The following is a 20,910-nucleotide window of genomic DNA, read 5'->3' as shown; positions in this document are numbered from 1 at the left end:
GGGGGCGGCTCTCTACTCGGATTCGGGGGGTGTGGGCGCGGCGCTCACGGCGATGGCGGCGGCATAGCCACCGTGGCCATGGTCCAGCGAGCGCGCCACGCGCCCGGTGGTGGTCACGCTCACACCGGTCAATTCATGGATTTCGCGATACGGCACGCCCTGCTGCAGCAGCGGCACCACCTTCCAGCGGTCGGACAGCGCCTCCAGCTCGGCCGGGGTGCACAGGTCGCGCAGGAAGGCAGTAACCGCCTCCGGGTCGGACAGCGCGGCAAACGCACGCGCCAGCGAGGCCAGATCGGCCTGGGCGTCTTTCTCGCGGGGTACGGGACGTAGTTTCATCGTATCAATGTAATAGCGTGCTATTACATTAGCGCAAGTGCCGCCACTGGGTCAAACCGCCCTACGGCCCACAGTGGGGCCCGTTCAGTCGCTGAAAACGAAAAACGCCCGCGGTCGCGGGCGTCGGGGGGGCGGTCGTGGTAGAGCCGACCCATGGTCGGCTGCACAGCAAAAAGGGAGGGCGGCAGGCGGGCGCCAGCAAAGCAACCCAAGACGCTATCGCGCCTTGCAACGCACCTCGGCGCGCAAGGCCCCGCTGCGCAGGCACTCCCCCAACAGGGTGCCCTGGCGGCTCGGGATCGGCTGCACGGCCTCCAGCGCCCCTGCCCCGTCTGGACACTGCTTGCCGGCCAACGTGCGCAGGTCCTGCTCAAGCTGGCGCTGGTCGATCACATGACAGCGATCAACCACCAACCGGTAATGTCCCGGAGCGATCCGATCGCTGTGCAGCGCCGGATCGCTCCGGCAGGCGCAGAGCAGGAGCAGCAACAGCGCCCCTGCCACTACCCGCTTCACGGCATGACCTTGGCCTGTTCCAGCTCCACCTGCAGGGTGCTGGCCAATTCGTCGCGCGACACCTCGAACTGCTGCTCGCGCAGCAGGTCCTTCACCGCCACCACGCCACGCGCCAGCTCGTCCTCACCGGCCAGCACCACGAAGCGGATGCCCGCCTTGGCGGCGTACTGGAACTGCTTGCCGATCTTCTTCGGCTCCATCTGCACTTCGGCGTTGATGCCGCCCACGCGCAGGCGACGGGCGATATCCAGCGACTGCGGCAGGCTGACGTCGTCCATCAGCGCGACCAGCGCATGCACGCTGCTGTCTTCGATACCGGCAATGAGACCGGCCTCGCGCAGCTGCCAGAACAGGCGGGTCAGGCCGATGGAGATGCCCACGCCCGGCAGCTTGGACTTGCTGTAATGGCTGGCCAGGTCTTCGTAACGGCCGCCCGAGCAGATCGAGCCGATCTGTGGGTGGTCGGTCAACGTGGTCTCATAAACGGTGCCGGTGTAGTAATCCAGGCCACGGGCGATGGAGAAATTCAGGCAGTACGCGGTTTCCGGCACGCCCAGCGCCTTGACCAGCTCCAGCACTTCACGCAGCTCGGCCACGCCCACCTTCAGCGTGTCGCTGGCGGCCGGGTCGGCCAGCAGCGCGTCCAACTGCGCCAGCGCGTCGGCGTGGCTGCTCGAACGCACCGCGACGAACGCCAGGATGCGCTCCACCTGCTCGGCGGGAATCTCGAAGCCCTCGCCCACCAGCGTCTCGCGCACGTAATCGGCGCCGCGCTTGTCCAGCTTGTCCACTTCACGCAGCACCGCCAGCTGACGTTCGCCGTCGGCCACGCCCAGGCTTTCGAAGAAGCCGCGCAGCAGCTTGCGGTTGTTCAACTGCACCGAGAAATCGCCGATGCGCAGTTCGGCGAACACCGCGTGGATCACCGCCAGCACCTCGGCGTCGTACCGCGTGCTCAGCGTGTCCTTGCCGATCACATCGATGTCGCACTGGTAGAACTCGCGGAAACGGCCACGCTGGGCGCGCTCGCCGCGGTACACGCGCTGCATCTGGTAACGGCGGAACGGGAAGGTCAGGTCGTGTTCGTGTTCGGCCACGTAACGGGCCAGCGGCACGGTCAGGTCGAAGCGCAGGGCCAGCTCGGGCAACGCCTTGTCGCCCGCGTCGGCGGCATTGGCCAGCGCACCGGTGGACTGCACGAAATACACCTGCCGCTCGGTCTCGCCGCCGGACTTGGTCAGCAGTACGTCGGACAGCTCGAACACCGGGGTCTCCACCGGCAGGAACCCGAACCGCTCGTAATTGCGGCGGATGACGTCCAGCATGCGCTGGAACGCGATCTGCTCGCGTGGCAGCAATTCCATGATGCCGGGCGGCGTACGGGGCTTGATCACTTGCGGAACTCCTGCGAATCGGGGGGATGAGCGAGGTGCATATTCTAGCCGCAGCCGAACCGGCGGGCCTGCATCCATCGCTCCGGCCCGGGCCTGCGGCCGCATGACGTATCATAAGCAGGCCCCGCTCCCTGGTTCGACATGACCCGGCCCCACTCCGGTACCGCGCTTTCCGCCGTTGAAGATCCCGCCAGCCCGGGCTGCGCGCCGCTGCGCGACTGCCTGCACTGCTCGGTGCGCCACCTGGCGGTGTGTTCGGCACTGTCCCCGGACGAGGGGCAGGCGTTGGAGCGGGTAACCGTGTCGCAGGCATTGCCGCTGGGCGCCACGCTGGCCCGCGCCGGTGAGGCACGCCAACATGTCTATACGTTGACTGCCGGCGCGTTGCGCCTGGTCCGCACCCTTGCCGACGGCCGCCGCCAGATCAGCGGTTTCGTGCTGCCGGGCGACTACCTGGGCCTGACCGGCAGCGACAGCCACCGCTACGACATCGAAGCGATCGCCGACAGCCGTGTCTGCCGCGTCGCGCTGCCGCAGATGAAAGACCTGCGGCAGCGTTTTCCGCATCTGGAACGCAAGCTGCTGCAGCGCGCGTGCCAGGCGCTGGATGACGCCCAGGATGCCGCGCTGTCGCTGGCCCGCCTGCAGCCGGCCGAAAAGCTGGCCGATTTCCTGCTGCGGCTGGCCGCGCGCGAAGCCATGCTGGGCGCGGACGGTCTGCGGGTGACGCTGCCGATGGGGCGCGGCGACATCGCCGACCACCTCGGCCTGACCATGGAAACGGTGAGCCGTACGTTCACCAAGCTGCGCCAGCAGGGCCTGATCGCCCTGCCGCATCTGAACACCGTGGAGATTCTTGACGAAGCGGGACTGCAGAGGCTTTCCGGCGCGGAGTGAGGCGGTGGCCGCGTTGTGGCGCGGGTGGAGGGGTTCGGGCGAGAGCCTGCCGAGCATGGCTCGGCACTACCGTTGATCCAGGGGCGGCTGCCCGCCTGCCGAGCGTGGCTCGGCACTACCGTAGATTGAGGAGGACCTCGCGCAGCGCTGGGTAATCCGGTGCACAGGGTTCGGCGTGTGCCGGGCGCTGGAGCAGGTCGGCCAGCGCCGGGGGCACGTCCAGCGCCTGGCCGATCAGCGGTTCCACCACCGATTCGAACTTGGCCGGGTGCGCGGTGGCGGCCACCGCCCAATCGCCCTGCACGCCTTCGCTGCGCAGCTGCTCCAGCAGCACCATGGCGGTGGCGGTATGCGGGCAGAACAGTTCGCCGGCCTGCGCCCAGCGCCGCGCGATGAGGTCGCGGATCGCCGCATCGTCGACGGCCTCGACACGGAAATCGGCACGCAGCGCGGCATCGTCGTCGGCGTACAACCAGCGCAGCCGTTCGAAGTTGCTCGGTGCACCCACGTCCATCGCGTTGGCCACGGTCGCCACGCTGGTGGCCGGCTGGTAGGGGCCGCCATGGAAGAACCGTGGCAGCACGTCGTTGGCATTGGTCGCCAGCGCGATCCGCCCCAGCGGCAGCCCCATCGACCGCGCCAGCACCGCCGCCATCGCATTGCCCAGGTTGCCGGTCGGCACCACCAGATTGAGCACCTGCCCGGTGGCCACGTGATGCTGCAGCGCTGCATGCGCGTAGTAGCTCATCTGCGGCAGCCAACGGCCCAGGCTGATGCTGTTGGCCGAACTCAGCGGCACCTGCGCCTGCAAGGTGCGATCGCCCAAGGCCTGCTTGACCATCGCCTGGCAGTCATCGAAGGCGCCGGCCACGCGCAGGGTGTGGATGTTGTCGCCGAAACAGCCCAACTGGTGAGCCTGCCGGGGTGACACGCGCCCGTCGGGATACAGCACCACCACGCGGATGCCCGGCTGACGGTGGAAGGCAGCCGCCACCGCCGCACCGGTATCGCCGGAGGTGGCGACCACGATCGTCAGCGGCTGCGCGCGCTCCTGCTGTAGCTGGGCCAGGCTGGCGGCAAGGAAGCGCGCACCGAAATCCTTGAACGCGGCGGTGGGGCCATGGAACAGCTCCAGCACATGATCGCCCGGCGTACTCAGCGGGCGCAGCGGCGCGGGAAAATCGAATGCCTGCGCGCACAGCCGGTCCAGCTGCGGGGCCAACCGGTCGCCCTCGAAATAGGCGGCGAGCACCGCTGCGGCATCCTGCGCCAGCGTGCCATGCGCGCGCCATGCCTGCGCCTGTGGTCGCTGCGCTGGCACGTAAAGTCCGCCATCCGGGGCAAGCCCGGCGGCGATGGCTTGGCTCAGGGTCGCGACAGGCGCGTTGTGGCGGGTGGAGACAAAGTTCATCGGCGGTCCTGGAGAAAAAGGGGAAACACGCGGCTCACAGCAACTGCGCGCCGGGGGCGTTCAACGGCGACACCCAGCCCTGGCTGTCGAAACCGGCCTCGGCGAAGGCCTGCTGCACCGCCGCCTGTGCGGCCAGCGCCGCGTCGCGATGCTCGAACCAGGCAAATACGCTGGGGCCGGCACCGGAAATGCTGGCACCCATCGCACCGGCAGCCAGCGCGGCATCACGTGCTGCAGGGAAGCCGGCAATCAGCCCGGCACGGCGCGGCTCGACCAGCACATCGCGCAGCCCGGCGCGGACCAGCGATGCATCGGCGTTGAAGCATCCGCTCAGTACCAGCGCCAGGTTGGCGCTCTGCTGCACGAACTCGCCCAGCGCATAACTGCCCTGCAGCGCGGCGCGTGCACGGCGGGTTTCCAGCACCGCATCGGGATGTACCAGCAGGCTGTGCCAGGCGTCCGGCACGGGAATCGGTACCAGCCGCTCGGCCGTGCTCAGCACAAGCCCCCCGAGCAGCATCGGCCCGACGTTGTCGCCATGCCGGCCGCCACTGGCCACCGCCTCGCCGGTCAGCGCGAACGGATACAGCGCCTGCCGCGACAACGGGGCGTCCAGCAGCGCGTTGGCCGCCACCAGCGCGGCCACGCACGATGCCGCCGAGCCGCCCATGCCCGAGCCGAGCGCGATGCCCTTGTCGATCTCCACCTCGAAGCCGAACGGCAGCGCCAGCGCCTCGCGCAGCGCGATCAGTGCCGCACCGGCCGTGTTGTCGGCGGCGTTGAGCGGCAGCGCGAACGGGGTGCCACGGATCGCCACGATGCGCACCTCGGGCGTGGCGATGCGACGCACGCTGACCGTATCGCCGACTCCGGCGATGGCATGCCCAAGGATGTCGAAGCCCACCGCCGCATTGCCTACCGACGCCGGCGAAAACGCACGGGCACTGTCACCTGCACTCACAGGCGTGCCCCTTCGCCGACCGCTACCCGCAGCACATCGGCGAACACGCCGGCGGCGGTCACCTCCGGCCCGGCACCGGGGCCCTGCACCACCAGCGGGTTGTCGCAGTAGCGCCGGGTGGTGAACTGCACCACGTTGTCGGTCAGGCGCAGAGTGGCGAAGGCGTGGGCGGCCGGCAATTCCACCAATCCCACCTGCGCACCGTCAGCCGACAGCCGCGCCACGTAGCGCAGCACCGCCCCGCGCGCACGGGCTTGGGCGAGCCGCTCGGCGAACAGCGCGTCCACCGCGTCCAAGCCGCCCATGAACTCCTCGACGCTCGCCTGACGCAGCACCTCGGGCACCAGGCTTTCCACCTGCACCTGCTCCAGGCTCAACTCGCGCCCGGCCTCCCGGGCCAGGATCACCAGCTTGCGCGCCACGTCCACGCCGGACAGGTCGTCGCGCGGGTCCGGCTCGGTGTAGCCCATGCCCCGCGCCTGCGCGACCAGCTGCGAAAACGGTACCTGGCCGTCGTATTTGTTGAACAGCCACGCCAGCGTGCCCGAGAAAATGCCGTCGATGGCCAGCACTTCGTCGCCGGTATCGACCAGGTCGCGCAGCGTGGTGATCACCGGCAGCCCGGCACCAACGGTGGCCTCGTAACGGAAGCGCGCGCCACTGGCGGCGGCCGCCTCGCGGATCGCGTGGTAGCGCGGCAGCGGACCGGCACCGGCCTGTTTGTTCGGGGTGACCACATGGATGCCCGCTGCCAGCCACCCGGCATAGCGATCGGCAACATCGGCACTGCCGCTGCAATCGATGATCAGGGCGTGCGGCAGGTGCGCCGACAGCAGGTGCTCGGTGAACACGTCCAGGTCGGTGGGTACGCCCGGGCCGGCCAGGGCCGCACGCCAGTCGCCGTGCACACCGCGCTGGTCGAGCAGCATGCGGCTGCGCGAGGCCACCGCGCGCAGCCGCAGGTCCACGTTGGCCCGGCCCAGCAACTGGGTCTGTGCCGCCTGCAGCTGATCGAGCAGGGCCGCCCCGACGTTGCCCGGGCCGATCACGCCGACCGAGAAGGTCTGCGGCGACAACCAGAAACCGGCGTGTGCGGCGCGCAGCGCCTTGGTCGCATGGCGGCTGTCCACGGCCACCGAGATGTTGCGCTCGGACGAGCCCTGCGCGATCGCCAGGATATTGACCTGGGCGCGGCCCAGCGATTCGAACAGGCGCGCGGCCACGCCCGGCTGCCCGGCCATGCCATCGCCCACCGCCGCCAACACGCTGACGTTGTCGGTGAGCTGCACGCGCTGCACCTGGCCCAACGCCAGCTCATGCGCGAAGGCCTGCAACAGCGCAGTGCGCGCACGCGCCGATTCGGCCTGCCGGACCACGCAGCAGATCGAATGCTCGGAAGACCCCTGCGAGATCATCACCACCGACACCTGCGCGTTGCGCAGCGCGGCGAACACGCGCTCGGCGGTACCCGGCACGCCGATCAGGCCGGTGCCTTCCAGGTTCAGCACGGCCAGGTCAGGGCTGAGCGTGAGGCCCTTGATCGGACCGGACACGGTGCGCTCGGCGGTGATCCGGGTGCCCGGATGGTCGGGCCGGAAAGTGTTGCGGATGATGATCGGCAGGCCGCGTTCGATCGCTGGCGACATCGTCTGCGGATGCACCACCTTCGCCCCGAAGTAGGCCAGCTCGCAGGCCTCGTCGTAGCTGAGCGCATCCAGCTGCACCGCTTCGGGCACCACCCGCGGGTCGGCCGACAGCACGCCGTCCACGTCGGTCCAGATATGCAGCTCGTCGGCATCGAACAACGCGGCAAAGATCGCACCGGAGTAATCGCTGCCGTTGCGGCCCAGGGTGGTGATGCGGTCGCGGCGATCGCGCGCCACGAAGCCGGTGGCCACCACGCGCGGGCCCGGATGCGCCTGCCGCCAGGTCGCCAGCCGCTGCGCGCTCTGCACCCAGTCCACGTCCACGCCCAGCTCGCCACGGTCCACCACCAGCACATCGCGCGCATCCAGCACCGCGCAGTCTTCGCCCAGGGTCTGCAGGTACTGGCCGAGCAGCTGCGCCGAATACACCTCGCCCAGCCCCTGCACGCGGTCCAGCACTTCCACCGGCAACTCGCCGATCACCGCCAGCGCGCCCAGCACTTCGGCCAGGTGGTCAAAGCGCGCATCGAACCATTCCACCGTCGGCCCGGCCTGTTCGCCCAGCAACGCGACTGCCGCGCCGCGGTGCCGCGCACGCAGCGCATGCCAGTGGTCGCGCCAGTGCGGCGCATCGTCGGCCGCCAGGCCGGCCAGCGCGATCAGCGCATCGGTGACGCCCTTCATCGCCGAGACCACGGTGACCTGCACCGCTTCGTCGCGCGCCAGCAGCAGCTGGGCGACATGGCGGTAGCGCTCGGCGTCGGCCACCGAGGTGCCGCCGAACTTGTGCACGACCGTGGAGGTGGCTGCCCGCAGGACCGGGGCGGCAGGATCAGCAACAGCAGGCAGGACGGCGACGGAAGACATGTAGACCTCGATTCGAGGCCCCGCGTCGGGTCAGGTTGAAGGCGCTCCCCCGCAACCTGTTCCGGGTGCGGGGCCGTTGTTTTCGGAAATTACGCGAAGACGACGGGCCGCACCGGGCGAGTGGTGACGGTGGTAATGGTGGTGGTACCGGTGCTCCGGTCGGCCACGGCTCGATCGACCGCAAGGGCGGCGATGCACGGCTGGGCGGTGGCGGCGAGGGAGACCATGGGTCAAGAAAACAACGCCGGCGGGGGACTTGTCAAGTGTTGCAGTGCAAAAAATCCACGCGCGCAACATGCCGGTAACGTCGGCAAACAAGTTGCGAATGAGACCATCCAGCTGGCGCAATGCCCTTGGCCCAAACGCTCATCCCGCGTGCTCGGCAATCGCGCGGGGTGGGCGATGTGCGTGCGCACACATCAGCACGCCGGCGATCAGGCAGACGATCGCCACGGTTTCCATCGCGGTCGGCAGGCGGTGCTGCCAGGCAAAGCCGTACAGCAGCGCGAACAGCGTTTCGAACACGATCATCTGCCCGGTCAGGGTCAGCGGCAGGTTGCGGCTGGCGCGGTTCCAGCATGCATTGCCCAGTACCGAGGCCACCACCGCCACCCCGGCGCTGATCAGCCAGAACCAGCCCCAGTCGACCGTGACATGCGGGGTGTCCTGCAGCGCGAACGCGCTGGGCACCAGCAGCAACGCCAGCCCGCCGGTGGCCACCCCGGTCAGCAACGACCAGTCGTGTCCGGAGATATCCGGGCGCCGCGCCAGCCAGCGGCTGTTGCCGATCGAGTACACCGCCCAGGACAGCAGCGCGCCGACCGCGCACAGCAGCCCCAGCGCACGCTGCCCGGTCGAACCGCCGGCGTGCTCGGCCTGCAGCGCCTCGTAACCGACCAGCCCGACGCCGAGCAGGCACAGCAGCAGTGCCGGCGCCAACCGTCGCAACGGCACCGCGCCTTGCTCACGCACGCCGGCCAGCGTCACCACCACCGGGATCAGCCCCACGATCAGCGAGGCGGCCGCGCCGCCGGCCCACTGCACCGCATTGGCCAGCAGCACGAAATACACCAGGTTGCCGGCCAGGCTCAGCCACAGCAGGCCGCGCCATTCGGCCGCGCCGATCCGCGTGCGCAGCTGCCGCCAGCGCGGCGCCAGCAACACCACCGCGATCAGCCCATACACCAGGTAACGCCCGGCCGACAACTGCACCGCGCTGAAGTGGCTCAGCATCGCCGGGGCCAGGAACACCACGCCCCACAGCGCACCGGCGGCGATTCCGTTGGCGATGCCAACTCCCATGGATCGATTCATCTGCGCGTGCGGGTCATTGCTGGAGGAGTGCGCCAGTGTAGGCACGCGCGCGCCGTCGATCTTGACCCAGGCTACTGCCGGTGGCGCCGCCGGTACTCGGCCGGGGTCATCCCCCACTCACGACGCAGTGCACGGGTCAGTGCGCTCTGCTCGGAGTAACCGGCCTGCTGGGCGATGCTGGCGATGGACAGCGTGCTTCCAGCCAGGTGGCGGCGCGCGCAGCGCAACCGGCACGCGCTCAACCATGCCAGCGGGGGCATATCCAATGCCGCGCGGAACAGCGCATGCACGCGACTACTGCTGACCCCGACCGCGGCCGCGATCCGCTCCACCGGCCAGGCCTGCCCTGGCGACTGTTCGATGCGCGCGCACACAGCCTGCAGCCGCGTCGCACTGCCCGCCAGCGAAAACGCGTCCAGCAGCAGCGGCAATTCGCGCGCCACCACGGCGCCATCGATCCGCGGCGGCAAGCCCGCACTGACCCGTTGGACCATCGCGCGCACCTCGGTCGGCAGCGCCAGCACCGGGTGCTCGTCCAGCCGTTGCAGGGTGTCTTCGTCCAGCAGTTTGACCGGACAATCAACGATCAGGAACCGGTCATCGGCCGACGCGGACTGCGCATGCCCGGCCGACGGCGCCACGAACGCACCCTGCCACCTGTCCAGCCGCGCACCGCGCCCGTCCAGTTCGAAGGCCAGTTCGCCATCCACCGGCAGCACCCATTGGGCGAAATCATGTCGGTCCACACTGGACGCGCGACCGTAGCGACGCAGGTTGAAGGCGGCAGCAGGCATGGACGTGGGCAGACAGGACGCGCGTGAACCGTGGGAGCGATCAGTCTGCGCGCGCGCCAGGCGTGACGCAATCCAGCGGGGCGGCCGTCCCCGGCTGATATAGTCGGCCGGTCCTGTCCGCATGGAATGCACACTGTGACGTCGCCTGGAATGCCCCGCCCTGCCCGGATGCGCTGCTTCGTCCTGCTGGGCCTCGCGCTCACCTGCCTCCCCTTGACCGCCGCGGCCGTCGCCCCACGCGAACCGACCCGGATTGCGCCCGGCCCCGGCTGCCTGGATGCGCGCGGCCTGCGCGACATGAACCAGACCGACGCCGACAGCGTGACCGTGCTGGCCGCCGACTACCAGCCGTGGCGCGTGCGCTTCCAATCTGCCTGCCCCGGCGTGGACGATGCCGCCGAAGCGGTGCTGGAAGCGCCTTCGGGCTGGGCCTGTGGCGGTCCCGATGAACGGGTACGCGTCGATGGGCGTCTTTGCCCTATTGCCTCGGTGGCGCGCATCGACGCGCGCGAGTTCGCCGCGCAGGCCAAGCTGAGCGACGCGCGCACGCTGAAAACGTTGCCCACCGTGCAGGTGGCGGCGACCTCGGAAACCCGCAGCCGCTTCGGCGCCTCGCCGGCCTACTGTTTCAGCACGCGCGCCCTGCGCAGCTGGTCCGAAGATCCCAAGGGCATCAAGGTCGAAACCAACCCCAAGCGCTCCGGCGGCAACCGCTATTACCGCGTGGAACTGGGCACGTACTGCCCGGAGGTCAGCAACGCGCCGGAGATTTCATTCCGCTCCGGCTTCGGCAACGGTCTGATCTGCGGCAATCCTGGCGACCGCATGATGGCCAGCCAGGCCATGCCCGGCGATCTCCGCCGCCAGAGCAACCCGCGCAACTACCTGGGCTGCGCGGTCATGGCGGTGTATCCGATCCGTTGAAGACTTCCCCTGATCGTGCGACTGGAACCGCCATGACACTTGAACGCATCCCGCTAAGCCAGAACCCCGCCCTGCTGCCGACCGTGGCCGCCTGGTATTTCACTGAATGGGGCAGCCACCTGCCCGGCCGCACCGAGGCCGACGAATGCCAGCGGCTGGAAGTATTCCTCCACGACGCCGCCCTGCCCCTGCTGCTGATCGCCCTGGATGACGGAGAACCGGTCGCGGCGGCGCAGTTGAAATTCCATGAACGCACCGAGCGCCCGGAGCGCCAGCACTGGCTCGGCGGCGTCTACGTGCGCGACTCGCACCGCGGCCGAGGCATCGCCGCCGTGCTGATTGAAGACCTGATGACGCGCGCCGCCGCCCTGGGCGTACGCGATGTGTACCTGCAGACCGAGGCCGACGACGGTGGTCTGTATCGCCGGCTGGGGTGGGTGCCGCTGGAGTCGGTCGAACATGCCGGGGGCTTCCCGGTGCGGATCATGCTGCGGCGGCTGGCGCCGCGCTGATCAGCGGGTGCTGCGCATCGGCTGCGGTGCCGGCCGGTCGGCCAGAGAGCCGAGGGTAAAGGTGTAGCCGGCTTCTTCCAGCAGCTTGCGCATGCGCAGCTCTGCGCGCTTGGGATACGCCAGCGACAGCGGCGCATGCAACGCATAGGACGTGGATTTACCCGGCATCGTGTCGCGGGTGACAGACGACTGATTCGTTTCGCAGGCATTGGACCACAGGTCCGACAGAACCTTCGGCCCGATGGATTGATTGTTGCCTAGGCGAAGCGTCAGCCAACGCATGTGTTCCATAGCAGATCCAAGCAGCCCTTTCGATCGAGTATGCACCAATTCCCCCTGCCCCGTACGTGTGCGTGCGGTCGCCCGGACGCAGACAGCCCCGGACGTGCCGGGGCTGTCTGCGCGGTCCGCGCGTTCATCTGGAACGGATCATGCCGAGGCGATCCGTTGCCATCGCAGGGCAGTCGATCAGTGCTTCATCGCATGCTTGCGGTCACGCATGACCGCATGGCATTCCTGCACCTGCGGCAGCAGGCGCTGCACTTCCTGGCGCGCGGCCGGCGGGGTGTCGGCGTCGGTAAGGGTGTCCTTGAACGCCTTCAGCAAGCGGTCCTCGGATTCTTCCAGCTCGGCCACGTAGCCGTACTGGGTGTCACCAAGCGTGGCGCGCACCTTGCCGTAGAACTGCTGCATCGAGCCGACCACGGTGCCGTGCTCGGCCGGCTTGCCACCCGCGGCCAGAACGGTGGCGCTGAGCGAACGCACGATCTCGTCCTTGACCCCGGCGATGCGGGTGAACAGCGACGACAGCTCGGTGTCTTCCACCTTGCCGGCCGCTTCGGTGTAGAACTCCTTACCGTCGCGGGCAATCTCGATCAGGTCGTTCAAGGTATGGGTGGTCTTGGTTTCGGTAGTCACTGATGTTGCTCCTGTAGAGGACGGGATGCCCGTTTGGGTGAGTCCACTTTTAGCGATCGGGAATGAAGTCGGCGTGACATCCAAAACGCGCGGTTCAGCGACGTATGCGCGATGAAATGCAGGTGTTGTGCGCGCGTGTTCACCACGCGATTGCGTCGTCACGAAGACGCGCGACGGCGCTTGATCCAGGACAGGCATTGGCCTGCGATCGCGGTCGCGAGCACCAGGCTGTTGGTGACCACGAATACCCAGGAATGCAGCGCGATGCTGTAAAGAATGAAAAGCACCGAGGCGGTGATCTGCCCCACGAACAACCACGTCGAAACCGCCTGCGCATCCTCGGCGCGCCATTGCTTCCAGATCTGCCGCCAGAGCGTGGCGACCAGGACGAGGGTGGCCGCCCATCCGAGCAGATCAACCGCCGCCATCAGCACGCGCCTGCCGATTTTCGCCCGATGTTGGGCAACGCCAGCCCCGGAACGCCGCCGTCATGGCCCACCTGCTGCTCCAGGCGCTTGAGGAAGTCGCTGAAGCCCCGCGTCGCGCGGGCATGACGGCGTGCACTGGTCACGACCTGGGGTGCGGCCAGCCGGGCGACACGTGCACCACTGTTCTGGATCGCCTCGATCAAGGCCACATCCTCCCCGGACACCAGCGGCAGGAATCCGCCGCTGTCGCGGTAGGCAGCCGCACTGAAACCCATGTTGGCGCCGTGCACGTGTGCATGCCCATCATGCAGGTGCTCGCTGGCCAGAAAGCGCTCCTGCACCGTGGGCGCGTAATCGAGCCAATCCTCCACCGTCACCACCCCGCAGAACGCGCCGGCACCGCAGTGCAACTGTTTGACCAGCCAGTCCCCGGGCACGCGGCTGTCGGCGTCAGTGCACCCGATCCAGCGCGCACCCAGCGCCAGCGCAACTTCGCTGGCCGCCGCACGGGCGACGCCAACGCAGCCGGCTTCCACGCACACGGTGTGCACGCCCAATCGCCTGCATATCTCCGCAGTCGCGTCGCTGCAGCGGTCCAGCGCCACCACGATGGCGACCGCCTCGCCGTCCAGCGCGCGATGCGCAGCCGCTACCTGCAGCGCCTGCAGGCACGGGCCGATCATCTGTTCTTCGTTGTGGGCCGGCACGATCGCGGCAATCATCGCAGTCCCTCGTGTTGCGCCACCGAGCGCGTATCGCGCGACCACCCCTGCAGGACCATGTCAGCGTCGGACCAGGAAAAGACCCGGGGCAGCAGTGCATCCAGCTGCGCGTGCACGAAGTCCGTGCTGCAGCGCGCCTGCGCGAATGGCGGCCGCCAATGGCAGGCGATCAGCACGCCCTGCGGACCCAGTGATGCGACCAGGCGCGCCGCCATTGCCTGCATGTCCGCCTCCTCCAGGTAGTAGCCCAGTTCGCTGAACACGATCAGGTCGAACGGGTCCTCCGGCCAGTCCTGCGGGTGCTGCGCGCGCTCCACCGTCACCTGCGGCTGCCCGGCCACGGTCCGGCGCGCCGCGGCCACGGCCTCTTCACTGATGTCGGTGGCCAGCAACTGCGCGCAGCGCGGTGCCAGCGCGGCGGTCAGCACGCCGTTGGAACAGCCCAGTTCCCAGGCGCGCAGGTAATGCGCCTGCGGCAGGCTCGCCAAGGTCAGCGCGCGTTTACGCGCTTCGTACCAGCGGGTGCGGTACTCGAACGGGTCCTCGTTCTGGTAGATCGCATTGAAGTACGCGACATCGCTCATCCAAGCAGTACCTCGTAATCACGCTGGAAACGTTGCAGCACCGCATCGGGCAGGATCGGGGCGCAGTCCAGTCCCGGCGCGGTGCCGGTCTGGGTGCCGAACTGGCCGATGGCCACCCGCTTGCGCTGCTGCACCTGCGGGGACAGGCGGAAACGGAACGCCGGCGACCACGCGCGCGCGGCCTGCTGTGGGTCCAGCCAGTGCCAGCCCCACACGGGAAACTCCCGGCGCGCGCAGCCCCGGTGCGACGCGGCACGCGCGCAGGCACGCCCCACCGCTTCATGGTCGGGATGGCCGTCCAGCATCCACGGGGCCAGCACCAGATCGTCTTCGCGCAGCAAGGCCAACAGGCGCGCGGCAACCTCCGCCTCATGCTGGGTCACCGTACCGTCGCCGATGTGCCACGCATGCCGTTGTGCATGGGTCAGCCCAAGGCACGCCAGCGCGCGATCCAGTTCGCGCTGGCGTTCCTCGCGCAATCGCTGTGGCAGCCAGAGGGAATGGTCGGGGTAGCACGCCTCGCCGTCGGTCACCGACACCACCAGCACCGGCAGCCCAGCGCTGTGCGCGCAGGCCATCACTCCGCCGCAGGCAAGCACTTCATCGTCCGGATGGGGCGACACCACCACCACGCGGGCAATGCCGGCGAACAGCGTCTGCGGCGTCTGTTCCGGCAGCGATTGCAGCCATGCGCAGGACTGCCACTGCGCCTCGCTGATGCCGTTGCCATCGAWCTGGCGGTCTACAAGCTCCATGGCCGCCCCGCGCGATGACAGTCCATGCCCAACTGCTGCCAGTCGCGGTCGGCGTGGCTCTGACGGATGAACACGGTCAGATCGCTCCAACGCCGCGCATGGTCCTGGTCCAGGCACATGGGGCCCGGGCCCAGCCCGCGCGCGACCAGATCCAAGGTGCGCACGCAGGCCCGCTCGACCACGCTGCGCGCACGCAGCACCTCGGTCATGTGCGGGTGCTCGGGCTGCGCGTCCAGCAGTGCCGCCAATTCGCGCAGCAGCGACGCGCACGGGGAAAGCGCCATATCCACTTCGCCCAGCAGCACCGCAGCGGTGCCGGCCTCAGCGGTCTTTGGCGAGCGGCGGAGCGGTTCGGCCAGTGCCGCCGCCGCGCCGAACCAGCATGCGGCTATACCCGCACCGCCGTGCCAGAAACCGGGACGCTCCAGATACGCATTGGCCTGCCCGACCTCCACCGCCGGTACCTGCCGGAAGTGCGCGGTACTGCTGGGCACGCGCCCCATGCCGGTGGCCTGCCAGTCCTGTGCCTGGCAGCCGAGGCGGGCATTGCGCAGATCAGCGCGGAACAACCGCGATTGCGTGCCGTCACGCACCGTCACCAGAGCGAAGTCGACCCACTCCGCACCTGAGCACCACGGCTTGTCGCCGCTCAACGTGCCCTGCTGCGCATCGAACGCCAGCGTCGCGGCCGGCCCTTCGGCGGCCCATACCGCACCGAGTTGTCCGCGCTCGGGCGGACCTGCGCCCAGTTCCTGCAGGATCGCCTGCGCGTCGTAGTGCGCCTCCAATACCTTGGCAAGGCACAGATCCTGCGCGGCGATCTGTGCCAGCGACTGCCAGCGCAGCAGCGTATCGCCACCGCCCGGGGGTGGGAGTGCCGGTTGCCGGGCCAGCCAGTCACGCGCCTGGCGCACCAGCAACGGCGTTGCGACGCGGGAGGCGGCGATGTCCACGACGGTGGCCATGTCAGGGCGTCAGGATCACCTTGCGGCAATCCTCCTGCTTGCGGTCGAAGATCTCATACCCCTTGGCCGCATCTTCCAGCGCCATGCGATGGGTGACGATCACGCCCGGATCGAGGTTGCCCTCGGCGATATGGTCGAGCAGCTCCGGCATCAGCCGCTGCACGTGGGTCTGGCCCATCTTGAAGGTGAGCCCTTTGTCGAACGCGTCGCCGAGCAGGAAACCATGCACGAAACCAGCGTATACGCCGGGAATGCTGACCGTGCCGCCACGGCGCGTGGCGGCGATGCACTGCCGGATCGCCACGCCGCTGCTGCCCTCCACCTTGAGCGTGGTCAAGGCCGACTCCAGCGCACTGCCTTCGGCTTCAAAGCCCACGGCCTCGATGGTGGCATCCACGCCACGACCGTTGGTCTGGGTCACGATGTACTCGGCCGGATCCCCTACCTGGGTGAAGTCGATCGGCGTAACGCCGTAGGTCTGCTGGGCGAAGGCCAGCCGGTAGGGCAGATGATCGACCATGAAGATCGTCTCCGCGCCCAGCAGGCGGCAGCACGCCGCGCTCATCAGACCGACCGGACCCGCGCCGAAGATCGCCACGGTGGAGCCTGGCTTGACCCCGGCATTGAGCGCGGCCTGGTAGCCGGTCGGCAGGATATCGGACAGGAACAGCACCTGTTCGTCGGACAGGCCGTCGGGGATGCGCAGCGGTCCGACGTTGGCCTTGGGCACACGCACGAATTCGGCCTGCCCTCCGGATACACCGCCGTACAGATGGCTGTAGCCGAACAGCGCCGCCGGTGGGCGGATGCCTTTCTGATTGACCGCCGCGCCCTTGCCGCTGTTGGTGGTCTCGCATGCTGCGAATTCGGTAAGCCGGCAGTGGAAGCACTCGCCGCAGGCGATCACGAAGGGAATCACCACCCGGTCGCCCGGGCGCAGGTCGCTCACCCCTGCCCCGACTTCTTCGACGATGCCCATGAACTCATGGCCCAGCACATCGCCGGTGTGCAGGTCGGGAATCTTGCCGCGATACAGATGCAGGTCCGAGCCGCAGATGGCGGTGGCGGTCACGCGCAGGATCAGGTCGTCCGGCGCGGCCAGCACCGGATCGGGGACGGTGTCGACCCGAACGTCTTTGCTGCCGTGGTAGGTCAAGGCGCGCATGCAGTGCTCCAGCAGATAGGTACCGCCTTGTTAACGCGTGCGGCGTACCGGGGCCGTGACTTCGACGTGTGGGGCGTGTCCATGCGTGGCGACAGAACGTTCACCCGTACAGGCGGAGCGTCTGCCCACACCACCTGTTGGAGCGCACCGATGAACACCGACCAGCCGGTATCCGGCAATCCTGAAGATGATCAGCAGAAGGCGTTTACCCCGGACAAGACGCGCAACGATTCAGCGCGCTGGAAGGACAAGGACATGCCCGACCAGGGCAGCGGCAAAGGCGAAGTGAGTCCGGACGACTACGAAAAGCCACCCACACCGCGCTGAAGCATTCAGCCGCCGGGCTGAGGCGCGTGGCCCGGTGCCGGCGGATCTTCCACCGGCGCGTCGGCTGGCGGCGGGTCGCGCTCGGGCGGTACTTCACGGGGTGGATCCTGCGCCGGCGGGTCCGGGGTCACCGGTGCTTCCACCGGCGTGGGCGCCGGAAGTGGCTCCTGCGGCGCCCCGGGCACGGTTTGACCAGTGGGCTCAGTGGGCAGTTCGAGGGCGTTGCTGTGCATGGGTGGATCTCCTTGGGCAGGCACCCAGCATCGCCGCACCGATGTAAACGCGTGGCGAGAGTTGCGCGGCACGTGCTGACACGCAATTGACGCGCATCGGCACACCTCCCGGCTCAGCCCTCGTCAGACCAGAACTGCATCAGCAGCGCCAGACCGTCGTTATCGCTACGGTCGGTTGATATCTGCGGCAGCATCCTCGACTCCCAGCGGCTGCGCTCGATGCGCTGCAGGATCGAGGCCTCAGTATGGCGGCAGGCCATCGACCACTTCGAAAAATACCGTTGTGCCACCTCGCCGCGCATCAACACGCGGATACCCGAATGCCGACGTGAGCGCTGCACGCGGAGAAAAGCCGCCGACACCGCCGCCTCGCTGCCTTCCATGTACTGCAGAAAGCGCTCGCCATCGAAAAGCAGCACGCCGGTAACCTTGGCGACCTGGTTGAGGGCCATGGCGTCGACCATGATGCTGTCGAGGTAGCCGTTGTCGAGCTTACCGGCAGCATGGCTGACGTACACGAGGGCATGGAGGGGTGGGCTGCTCATAGGCCGCATTCTAGGCGGGCCCGAATCAAGGGCGCGAGAATGGCGCGACGGCGCGCCGTACCCGACGGTATGCTGTGCGCCTCTCGACGACAAGGACGGTTTGATGCGCACGTGGATCAGGAAGTCATGCCTTGGGTTGGCCGTTGCCATCGGCCTGGCAATGAGCATGCCCGCAGCGGCGGTGGACCGCGCGGTGGATGAAGGCGTACGCCAGGTTCCCAGCTTTGCCCTGCCCCTTTCTCCTTATCTCAGCCCGGAGGCGCGGACCAGCGTGCGCAGCGCCGTCATCCATGGCGACCCCACCGCAAAACTGGACAACGCGGCCGTACTCGCGCAGCTCGACCACATCCGCAAGGGCGCCGATCAGTGGGCGTACGGCGAGATCGCCGCGCTGCGCAAGCGCTACCCGGTGGAGCTGCACAACGAAACCTGGAACGGCGTCCCGGTGGTTCGCGTGCAGCCCCGCAGTGCGCCAACCGATCCGGCCGCGCAACGCCTGCTGATCGAACTGCACGGCGGTGCGTTTGTGTTCGGGCGCGCCGACAGTCTTGGCCTGCTCGAAGCGATCCCGGTGGCCGCGATGACGGGCGCGACGGTCATCGCGGTGGAGTATCGACAAGGTCCGGAGCATAAATTCCCTGCGGCCAGCGAAGATGTCGCCGCTGTCTACCGCGCCGCACTCGAGCGCATGCCGGCCAACCACATAGGCATTTTCGGCTGCTCCGCCGGCGGCGTCCTCACCGGCGAATCGCTGGCGTGGTTCGACAAGGAGAAGCTCCCGATGCCGGGCGCGGCCGGCCTGTTCTGCGCTGGCGGCGATGCACGCTATGGCGGTGATTCCCGCTATGTGATGGCCGCGATCAACGATGCGTTGCTACCGCATTCCGATGGGTCGCTGCCGATCATGGAAGACCTGTACTACGGCGATGTGGATTTCCGCGATCCACTGGTGTCGCCGGTGTTCTCGGAGGAACTGTTGGCCCGGTTCCCACCTACGCTGTTCATCACCGCCACCCGCGCCGCCGAACTGAGCAACGTCTCCTACATGCACGGACGGTTGGTCGACCTGGGGCGCGAATCCGATCTGCACGTGTGGGACGGGCTGGGGCATGCCTTCCACCTGGATGCCAAACTCCCGGAAAGCCAGCAGGCCTATCGAGTGATGGCCCGGTTTTTCACCCGGCACCTGGACGCGTCGCTGCCGGTTCCGTGACAGGGCGCATGCCGATACCGCCGACGGCAGGGGCCGACCCAGCCATTACGGCGCGTATCGCGCGCCTGCACGCGGCTGGAGCCGGGGATGGCCCACAACCCGGCGGCGTTGCGATCGACATTCCAATCCGCCCCTTCCAGGGTGGCGGCTACGGCGTGCGGCCGACGCGACGCGCGATGGATGGCGTCAGCGACCGCCTCCATCTCGCCATGGAACCAACGGTAGCCGTTGACACAGATTTCCCGTGGCTGGTCACCCGGGGCGGGAAACCCGGGAAGAAGCTCGCGCAACGCCGCACTTGCATCGTCCAGCGTCTGGGTGCGAAAACCGGGTTCCTCGGCCCAACGCTCTATTCGGGACAGCCATGACGTCTGCATACGAGTACTCCTGGTGAAAACCAACCATGGCCCTACGCAGGTTACCGGGACGAGAATTCGCACGACGTCAGATGAACGGTTGTGTCTTTGCACATGGACCTCACCGTACGTGCACGCACATACCTTCCGGATACGTAAGGCGCRGCGGGCGACGGTAAACAGCGGCAACCCGATGCCCTGCGGGTGTGACCACAGCGACGGATGTCCAGAGCGGCCTCACACGAACCCGCGCTCAAGTAACGAACGCGGGCCTAGGGTGGTGCATCCATCCAGACGAGGCACGCCCCATGGTATTCCACGCCGCTGCAGCGCCGCCGGCCCGCATCCCTGTCCGCCTCAGGTTCCTGCCGCGTCGGCCGCTACTTACTGGTGCCACCGGCACCCACGGATCTCGCGCCCCATGACATGCACCGGCATCTTCGAGCTGATTGAAGTCCACGGGCCAGGAATGGCACCTGGCGCTGGCGGAGCGGCCATTACCGCCTTGGCCGCCGCCTGTGTTGCATGTAAACGTCACTTCACCGCCATCGCCCGGCAAGGCCTGCAGATCATCCCGGGGGGCGTCGCCATTACCTGCCCCGGCTGCAAAGCACGCCAGGCGATCAGCAACGCACGCTTCGACGGACTTCTGCTTCCCATGGCCTAGGGAGCGCCTGCTGCGCCTCACATGCAGTGTGCTAACAAGCACAGGTCTAGGATCCAACGCACGTGGAAAGACCTTTCGTGTGCGCTGCCGCCCGGCGCGTTTTCGGTCGCGGCAAGGCATGACTTCCGCGCCATTTCGTTGGGGGGAAGGATCGTGCCGGATACAGGTCTGTTCTACCTGCTGGCTGTCGTCGGCGTGCCGGCCGGCTCCACGCAGACAACGGTCAACGCCATCCTCAGCGTGCGTGCGGAGTGCCTGACCTGTCATCACACGATGGAGGTAACCGCGCCCTGGCTGGTGAACATCCCCGGCGGCGGCGCCGTGCTGGACTGCCCGGCGTGTCGCACCCGGCAGGCGATATCAGGCGCGCGCTTTACCGCATTCATCGAGCGGTTTCCCGGCGGCGTGATGTCACCGCGTATCCACCCACCCGACCACGCGCCTCAAGCGCGCTGAC

Annotated in this window: 25 protein-coding genes; 7 read left to right on the top strand and 18 right to left on the bottom strand. The window is 68.1% G+C overall.

Annotated elements, in window-relative coordinates; translation table 11 throughout:
• Positions 1-12 precede the first annotated feature (12 nt).
• The 3 genes from AC1DR7_RS05110 to hisS form a co-directional block, all read right to left on the bottom strand.
• Entirely contained in the window at positions 13-339 is a 327-nt protein-coding gene (locus AC1DR7_RS05110) for a YerC/YecD family TrpR-related protein (protein WP_478051259.1), read from the bottom strand.
• A gap of 216 nt (positions 340-555) precedes the next feature.
• On the bottom strand, positions 556-828 hold the full coding sequence (locus tag AC1DR7_RS05105) for a hypothetical protein (protein WP_478052754.1): 273 nt from the start codon (positions 826-828) through the stop codon (positions 556-558).
• Between the two features lie 23 nt (positions 829-851).
• Positions 852-2,249 carry a histidine--tRNA ligase gene (gene hisS / locus AC1DR7_RS05100; protein ID WP_457319076.1) on the bottom strand — a complete coding sequence of 466 codons (1,398 nt, stop codon included), beginning with the start codon at positions 2,247-2,249 and terminating at the stop codon, positions 852-854.
• A gap of 141 nt (positions 2,250-2,390) precedes the next feature.
• Here hisS and AC1DR7_RS05095 point away from each other — a divergent pair, with 141 nt between their 5' ends.
• Positions 2,391-3,146, top strand: a complete 756-nt coding sequence (locus tag AC1DR7_RS05095) for a Crp/Fnr family transcriptional regulator (RefSeq protein ID WP_478051258.1) — start codon at positions 2,391-2,393, stop codon at positions 3,144-3,146.
• Positions 3,147-3,261: 115 nt separating this feature from the next.
• On the opposite strand, the gene thrC is transcribed toward AC1DR7_RS05095, so the two are convergent.
• The 5 genes from thrC to AC1DR7_RS05070 all read right to left on the bottom strand — a co-directional run bounded on the left by thrC (position 3,262) and on the right by AC1DR7_RS05070 (position 10,139).
• A complete protein-coding gene (gene thrC, locus AC1DR7_RS05090; RefSeq protein ID WP_478051257.1) occupies positions 3,262-4,557 on the bottom strand; it encodes a threonine synthase in 1,296 nt (431 codons plus the stop codon).
• Between the two features lie 34 nt (positions 4,558-4,591).
• On the bottom strand, positions 4,592-5,518 hold the full coding sequence (locus AC1DR7_RS05085; RefSeq protein WP_256773903.1) for a homoserine kinase: 927 nt from the start codon (positions 5,516-5,518) through the stop codon (positions 4,592-4,594).
• The gene (thrA, locus tag AC1DR7_RS05080) at positions 5,515-8,031 is read right to left on the bottom strand and encodes a bifunctional aspartate kinase/homoserine dehydrogenase I (protein WP_457319073.1); all 2,517 of its coding nucleotides are present in this window, start codon (positions 8,029-8,031) and stop codon (positions 5,515-5,517) included. The genes AC1DR7_RS05085 and thrA overlap by 4 nt, the downstream gene beginning before the upstream one ends.
• Positions 8,032-8,397: 366 nt before the next feature.
• The gene (locus AC1DR7_RS05075) at positions 8,398-9,345 is read right to left on the bottom strand and encodes a DMT family transporter (RefSeq protein WP_478051613.1); all 948 of its coding nucleotides are present in this window, start codon (positions 9,343-9,345) and stop codon (positions 8,398-8,400) included.
• A 71-nt stretch (positions 9,346-9,416) separates the two neighbouring features.
• Positions 9,417-10,139: a helix-turn-helix transcriptional regulator gene (locus AC1DR7_RS05070; RefSeq protein WP_478051614.1), complete on the bottom strand. Its 723-nt coding sequence runs from the start codon at positions 10,137-10,139 to the stop codon at positions 9,417-9,419.
• 150 nt (positions 10,140-10,289) lie between these two features.
• On the opposite strand from AC1DR7_RS05070, the gene AC1DR7_RS05065 reads away from it, so the two are divergent.
• Together AC1DR7_RS05065 and AC1DR7_RS05060 are read left to right on the top strand one after the other, a co-directional pair.
• Positions 10,290-11,063 (top strand): DUF6491 family protein, encoded by a 774-nt coding sequence (locus AC1DR7_RS05065; protein ID WP_457319070.1) that lies wholly within the window; start codon positions 10,290-10,292, stop codon positions 11,061-11,063.
• A 32-nt stretch (positions 11,064-11,095) separates the two neighbouring features.
• Entirely contained in the window at positions 11,096-11,575 is a 480-nt protein-coding gene (locus tag AC1DR7_RS05060; protein WP_478051615.1) for a GNAT family N-acetyltransferase, read from the top strand.
• Here the strand turns inward: AC1DR7_RS05060 and AC1DR7_RS05055 are convergent, their stop codons facing one another.
• The 8 genes from AC1DR7_RS05055 to AC1DR7_RS05020 form a co-directional block, all read right to left on the bottom strand.
• Positions 11,576-11,857, bottom strand: coding sequence for a hypothetical protein (locus AC1DR7_RS05055; protein ID WP_306175362.1), 282 nt, complete (start codon positions 11,855-11,857; stop codon positions 11,576-11,578).
• 186 nt (positions 11,858-12,043) lie between these two features.
• A complete protein-coding gene (locus AC1DR7_RS05050) occupies positions 12,044-12,493 on the bottom strand; it encodes a PA2169 family four-helix-bundle protein (RefSeq protein WP_256773910.1) in 450 nt (149 codons plus the stop codon).
• A 158-nt stretch (positions 12,494-12,651) separates the two neighbouring features.
• Complete coding sequence (locus tag AC1DR7_RS05045) at positions 12,652-12,921, bottom strand: PQ-loop domain-containing transporter (protein WP_256773911.1); 270 nt, start codon at positions 12,919-12,921, stop codon at positions 12,652-12,654.
• Positions 12,921-13,643, bottom strand: coding sequence for a glycosyltransferase family 2 protein (locus AC1DR7_RS05040; RefSeq protein ID WP_478051616.1), 723 nt, complete (start codon positions 13,641-13,643; stop codon positions 12,921-12,923). The genes AC1DR7_RS05045 and AC1DR7_RS05040 overlap by 1 nt, the downstream gene beginning before the upstream one ends.
• Positions 13,640-14,227 carry a methyltransferase gene (locus tag AC1DR7_RS05035; RefSeq protein WP_457319646.1) on the bottom strand — a complete coding sequence of 196 codons (588 nt, stop codon included), beginning with the start codon at positions 14,225-14,227 and terminating at the stop codon, positions 13,640-13,642. Before AC1DR7_RS05035 ends, AC1DR7_RS05040 begins: the two co-directional genes overlap by 4 nt.
• On the bottom strand, positions 14,224-14,982 hold the full coding sequence (locus AC1DR7_RS05030) for a PIG-L deacetylase family protein (protein ID WP_478076411.1): 759 nt from the start codon (positions 14,980-14,982) through the stop codon (positions 14,224-14,226). Before AC1DR7_RS05030 ends, AC1DR7_RS05035 begins: the two co-directional genes overlap by 4 nt.
• Complete coding sequence (locus AC1DR7_RS05025) at positions 14,970-15,947, bottom strand: acyl-CoA dehydrogenase (protein WP_457319647.1); 978 nt, start codon at positions 15,945-15,947, stop codon at positions 14,970-14,972. The genes AC1DR7_RS05030 and AC1DR7_RS05025 overlap by 13 nt, the downstream gene beginning before the upstream one ends.
• A 1-nt stretch (position 15,948) precedes the next feature.
• Positions 15,949-17,112: a zinc-dependent alcohol dehydrogenase gene (locus tag AC1DR7_RS05020; protein ID WP_256773916.1), complete on the bottom strand. Its 1,164-nt coding sequence runs from the start codon at positions 17,110-17,112 to the stop codon at positions 15,949-15,951.
• A gap of 150 nt (positions 17,113-17,262) precedes the next feature.
• Between AC1DR7_RS05020 and AC1DR7_RS05015 the strand changes: the two genes are divergently transcribed.
• A complete protein-coding gene (locus AC1DR7_RS05015) occupies positions 17,263-17,439 on the top strand; it encodes a hypothetical protein (RefSeq protein WP_457319648.1) in 177 nt (58 codons plus the stop codon).
• Positions 17,440-17,444: 5 nt separating this feature from the next.
• On the opposite strand, the gene AC1DR7_RS05010 is transcribed toward AC1DR7_RS05015, so the two are convergent.
• Both AC1DR7_RS05010 and AC1DR7_RS05005 read right to left on the bottom strand, forming a co-directional pair.
• Positions 17,445-17,672, bottom strand: coding sequence for a hypothetical protein (locus AC1DR7_RS05010; protein ID WP_457319649.1), 228 nt, complete (start codon positions 17,670-17,672; stop codon positions 17,445-17,447).
• A gap of 113 nt (positions 17,673-17,785) precedes the next feature.
• Positions 17,786-18,217, bottom strand: a complete 432-nt coding sequence (locus tag AC1DR7_RS05005) for a BLUF domain-containing protein (RefSeq protein ID WP_256773919.1) — start codon at positions 18,215-18,217, stop codon at positions 17,786-17,788.
• Between the two features lie 160 nt (positions 18,218-18,377).
• Here AC1DR7_RS05005 and AC1DR7_RS05000 point away from each other — a divergent pair, with 160 nt between their 5' ends.
• The 3 genes from AC1DR7_RS05000 to AC1DR7_RS04990 all read left to right on the top strand — a co-directional run bounded on the left by AC1DR7_RS05000 (position 18,378) and on the right by AC1DR7_RS04990 (position 20,909).
• Entirely contained in the window at positions 18,378-19,430 is a 1,053-nt protein-coding gene (locus AC1DR7_RS05000; protein ID WP_478052753.1) for an alpha/beta hydrolase fold domain-containing protein, read from the top strand.
• Between the two features lie 777 nt (positions 19,431-20,207).
• Positions 20,208-20,453, top strand: coding sequence for a hypothetical protein (locus AC1DR7_RS04995; RefSeq protein WP_457321923.1), 246 nt, complete (start codon positions 20,208-20,210; stop codon positions 20,451-20,453).
• Between the two features lie 153 nt (positions 20,454-20,606).
• Positions 20,607-20,909 carry a hypothetical protein gene (locus AC1DR7_RS04990; protein ID WP_478052289.1) on the top strand — a complete coding sequence of 101 codons (303 nt, stop codon included), beginning with the start codon at positions 20,607-20,609 and terminating at the stop codon, positions 20,907-20,909.
• The last annotated feature ends 1 nt before the right edge of the window (position 20,910 follow it).

This window comes from Stenotrophomonas sp. P5_A9 (genome assembly GCF_056400525.1).
This window is presented reverse-complemented; position numbering and strand designations above follow the sequence as displayed.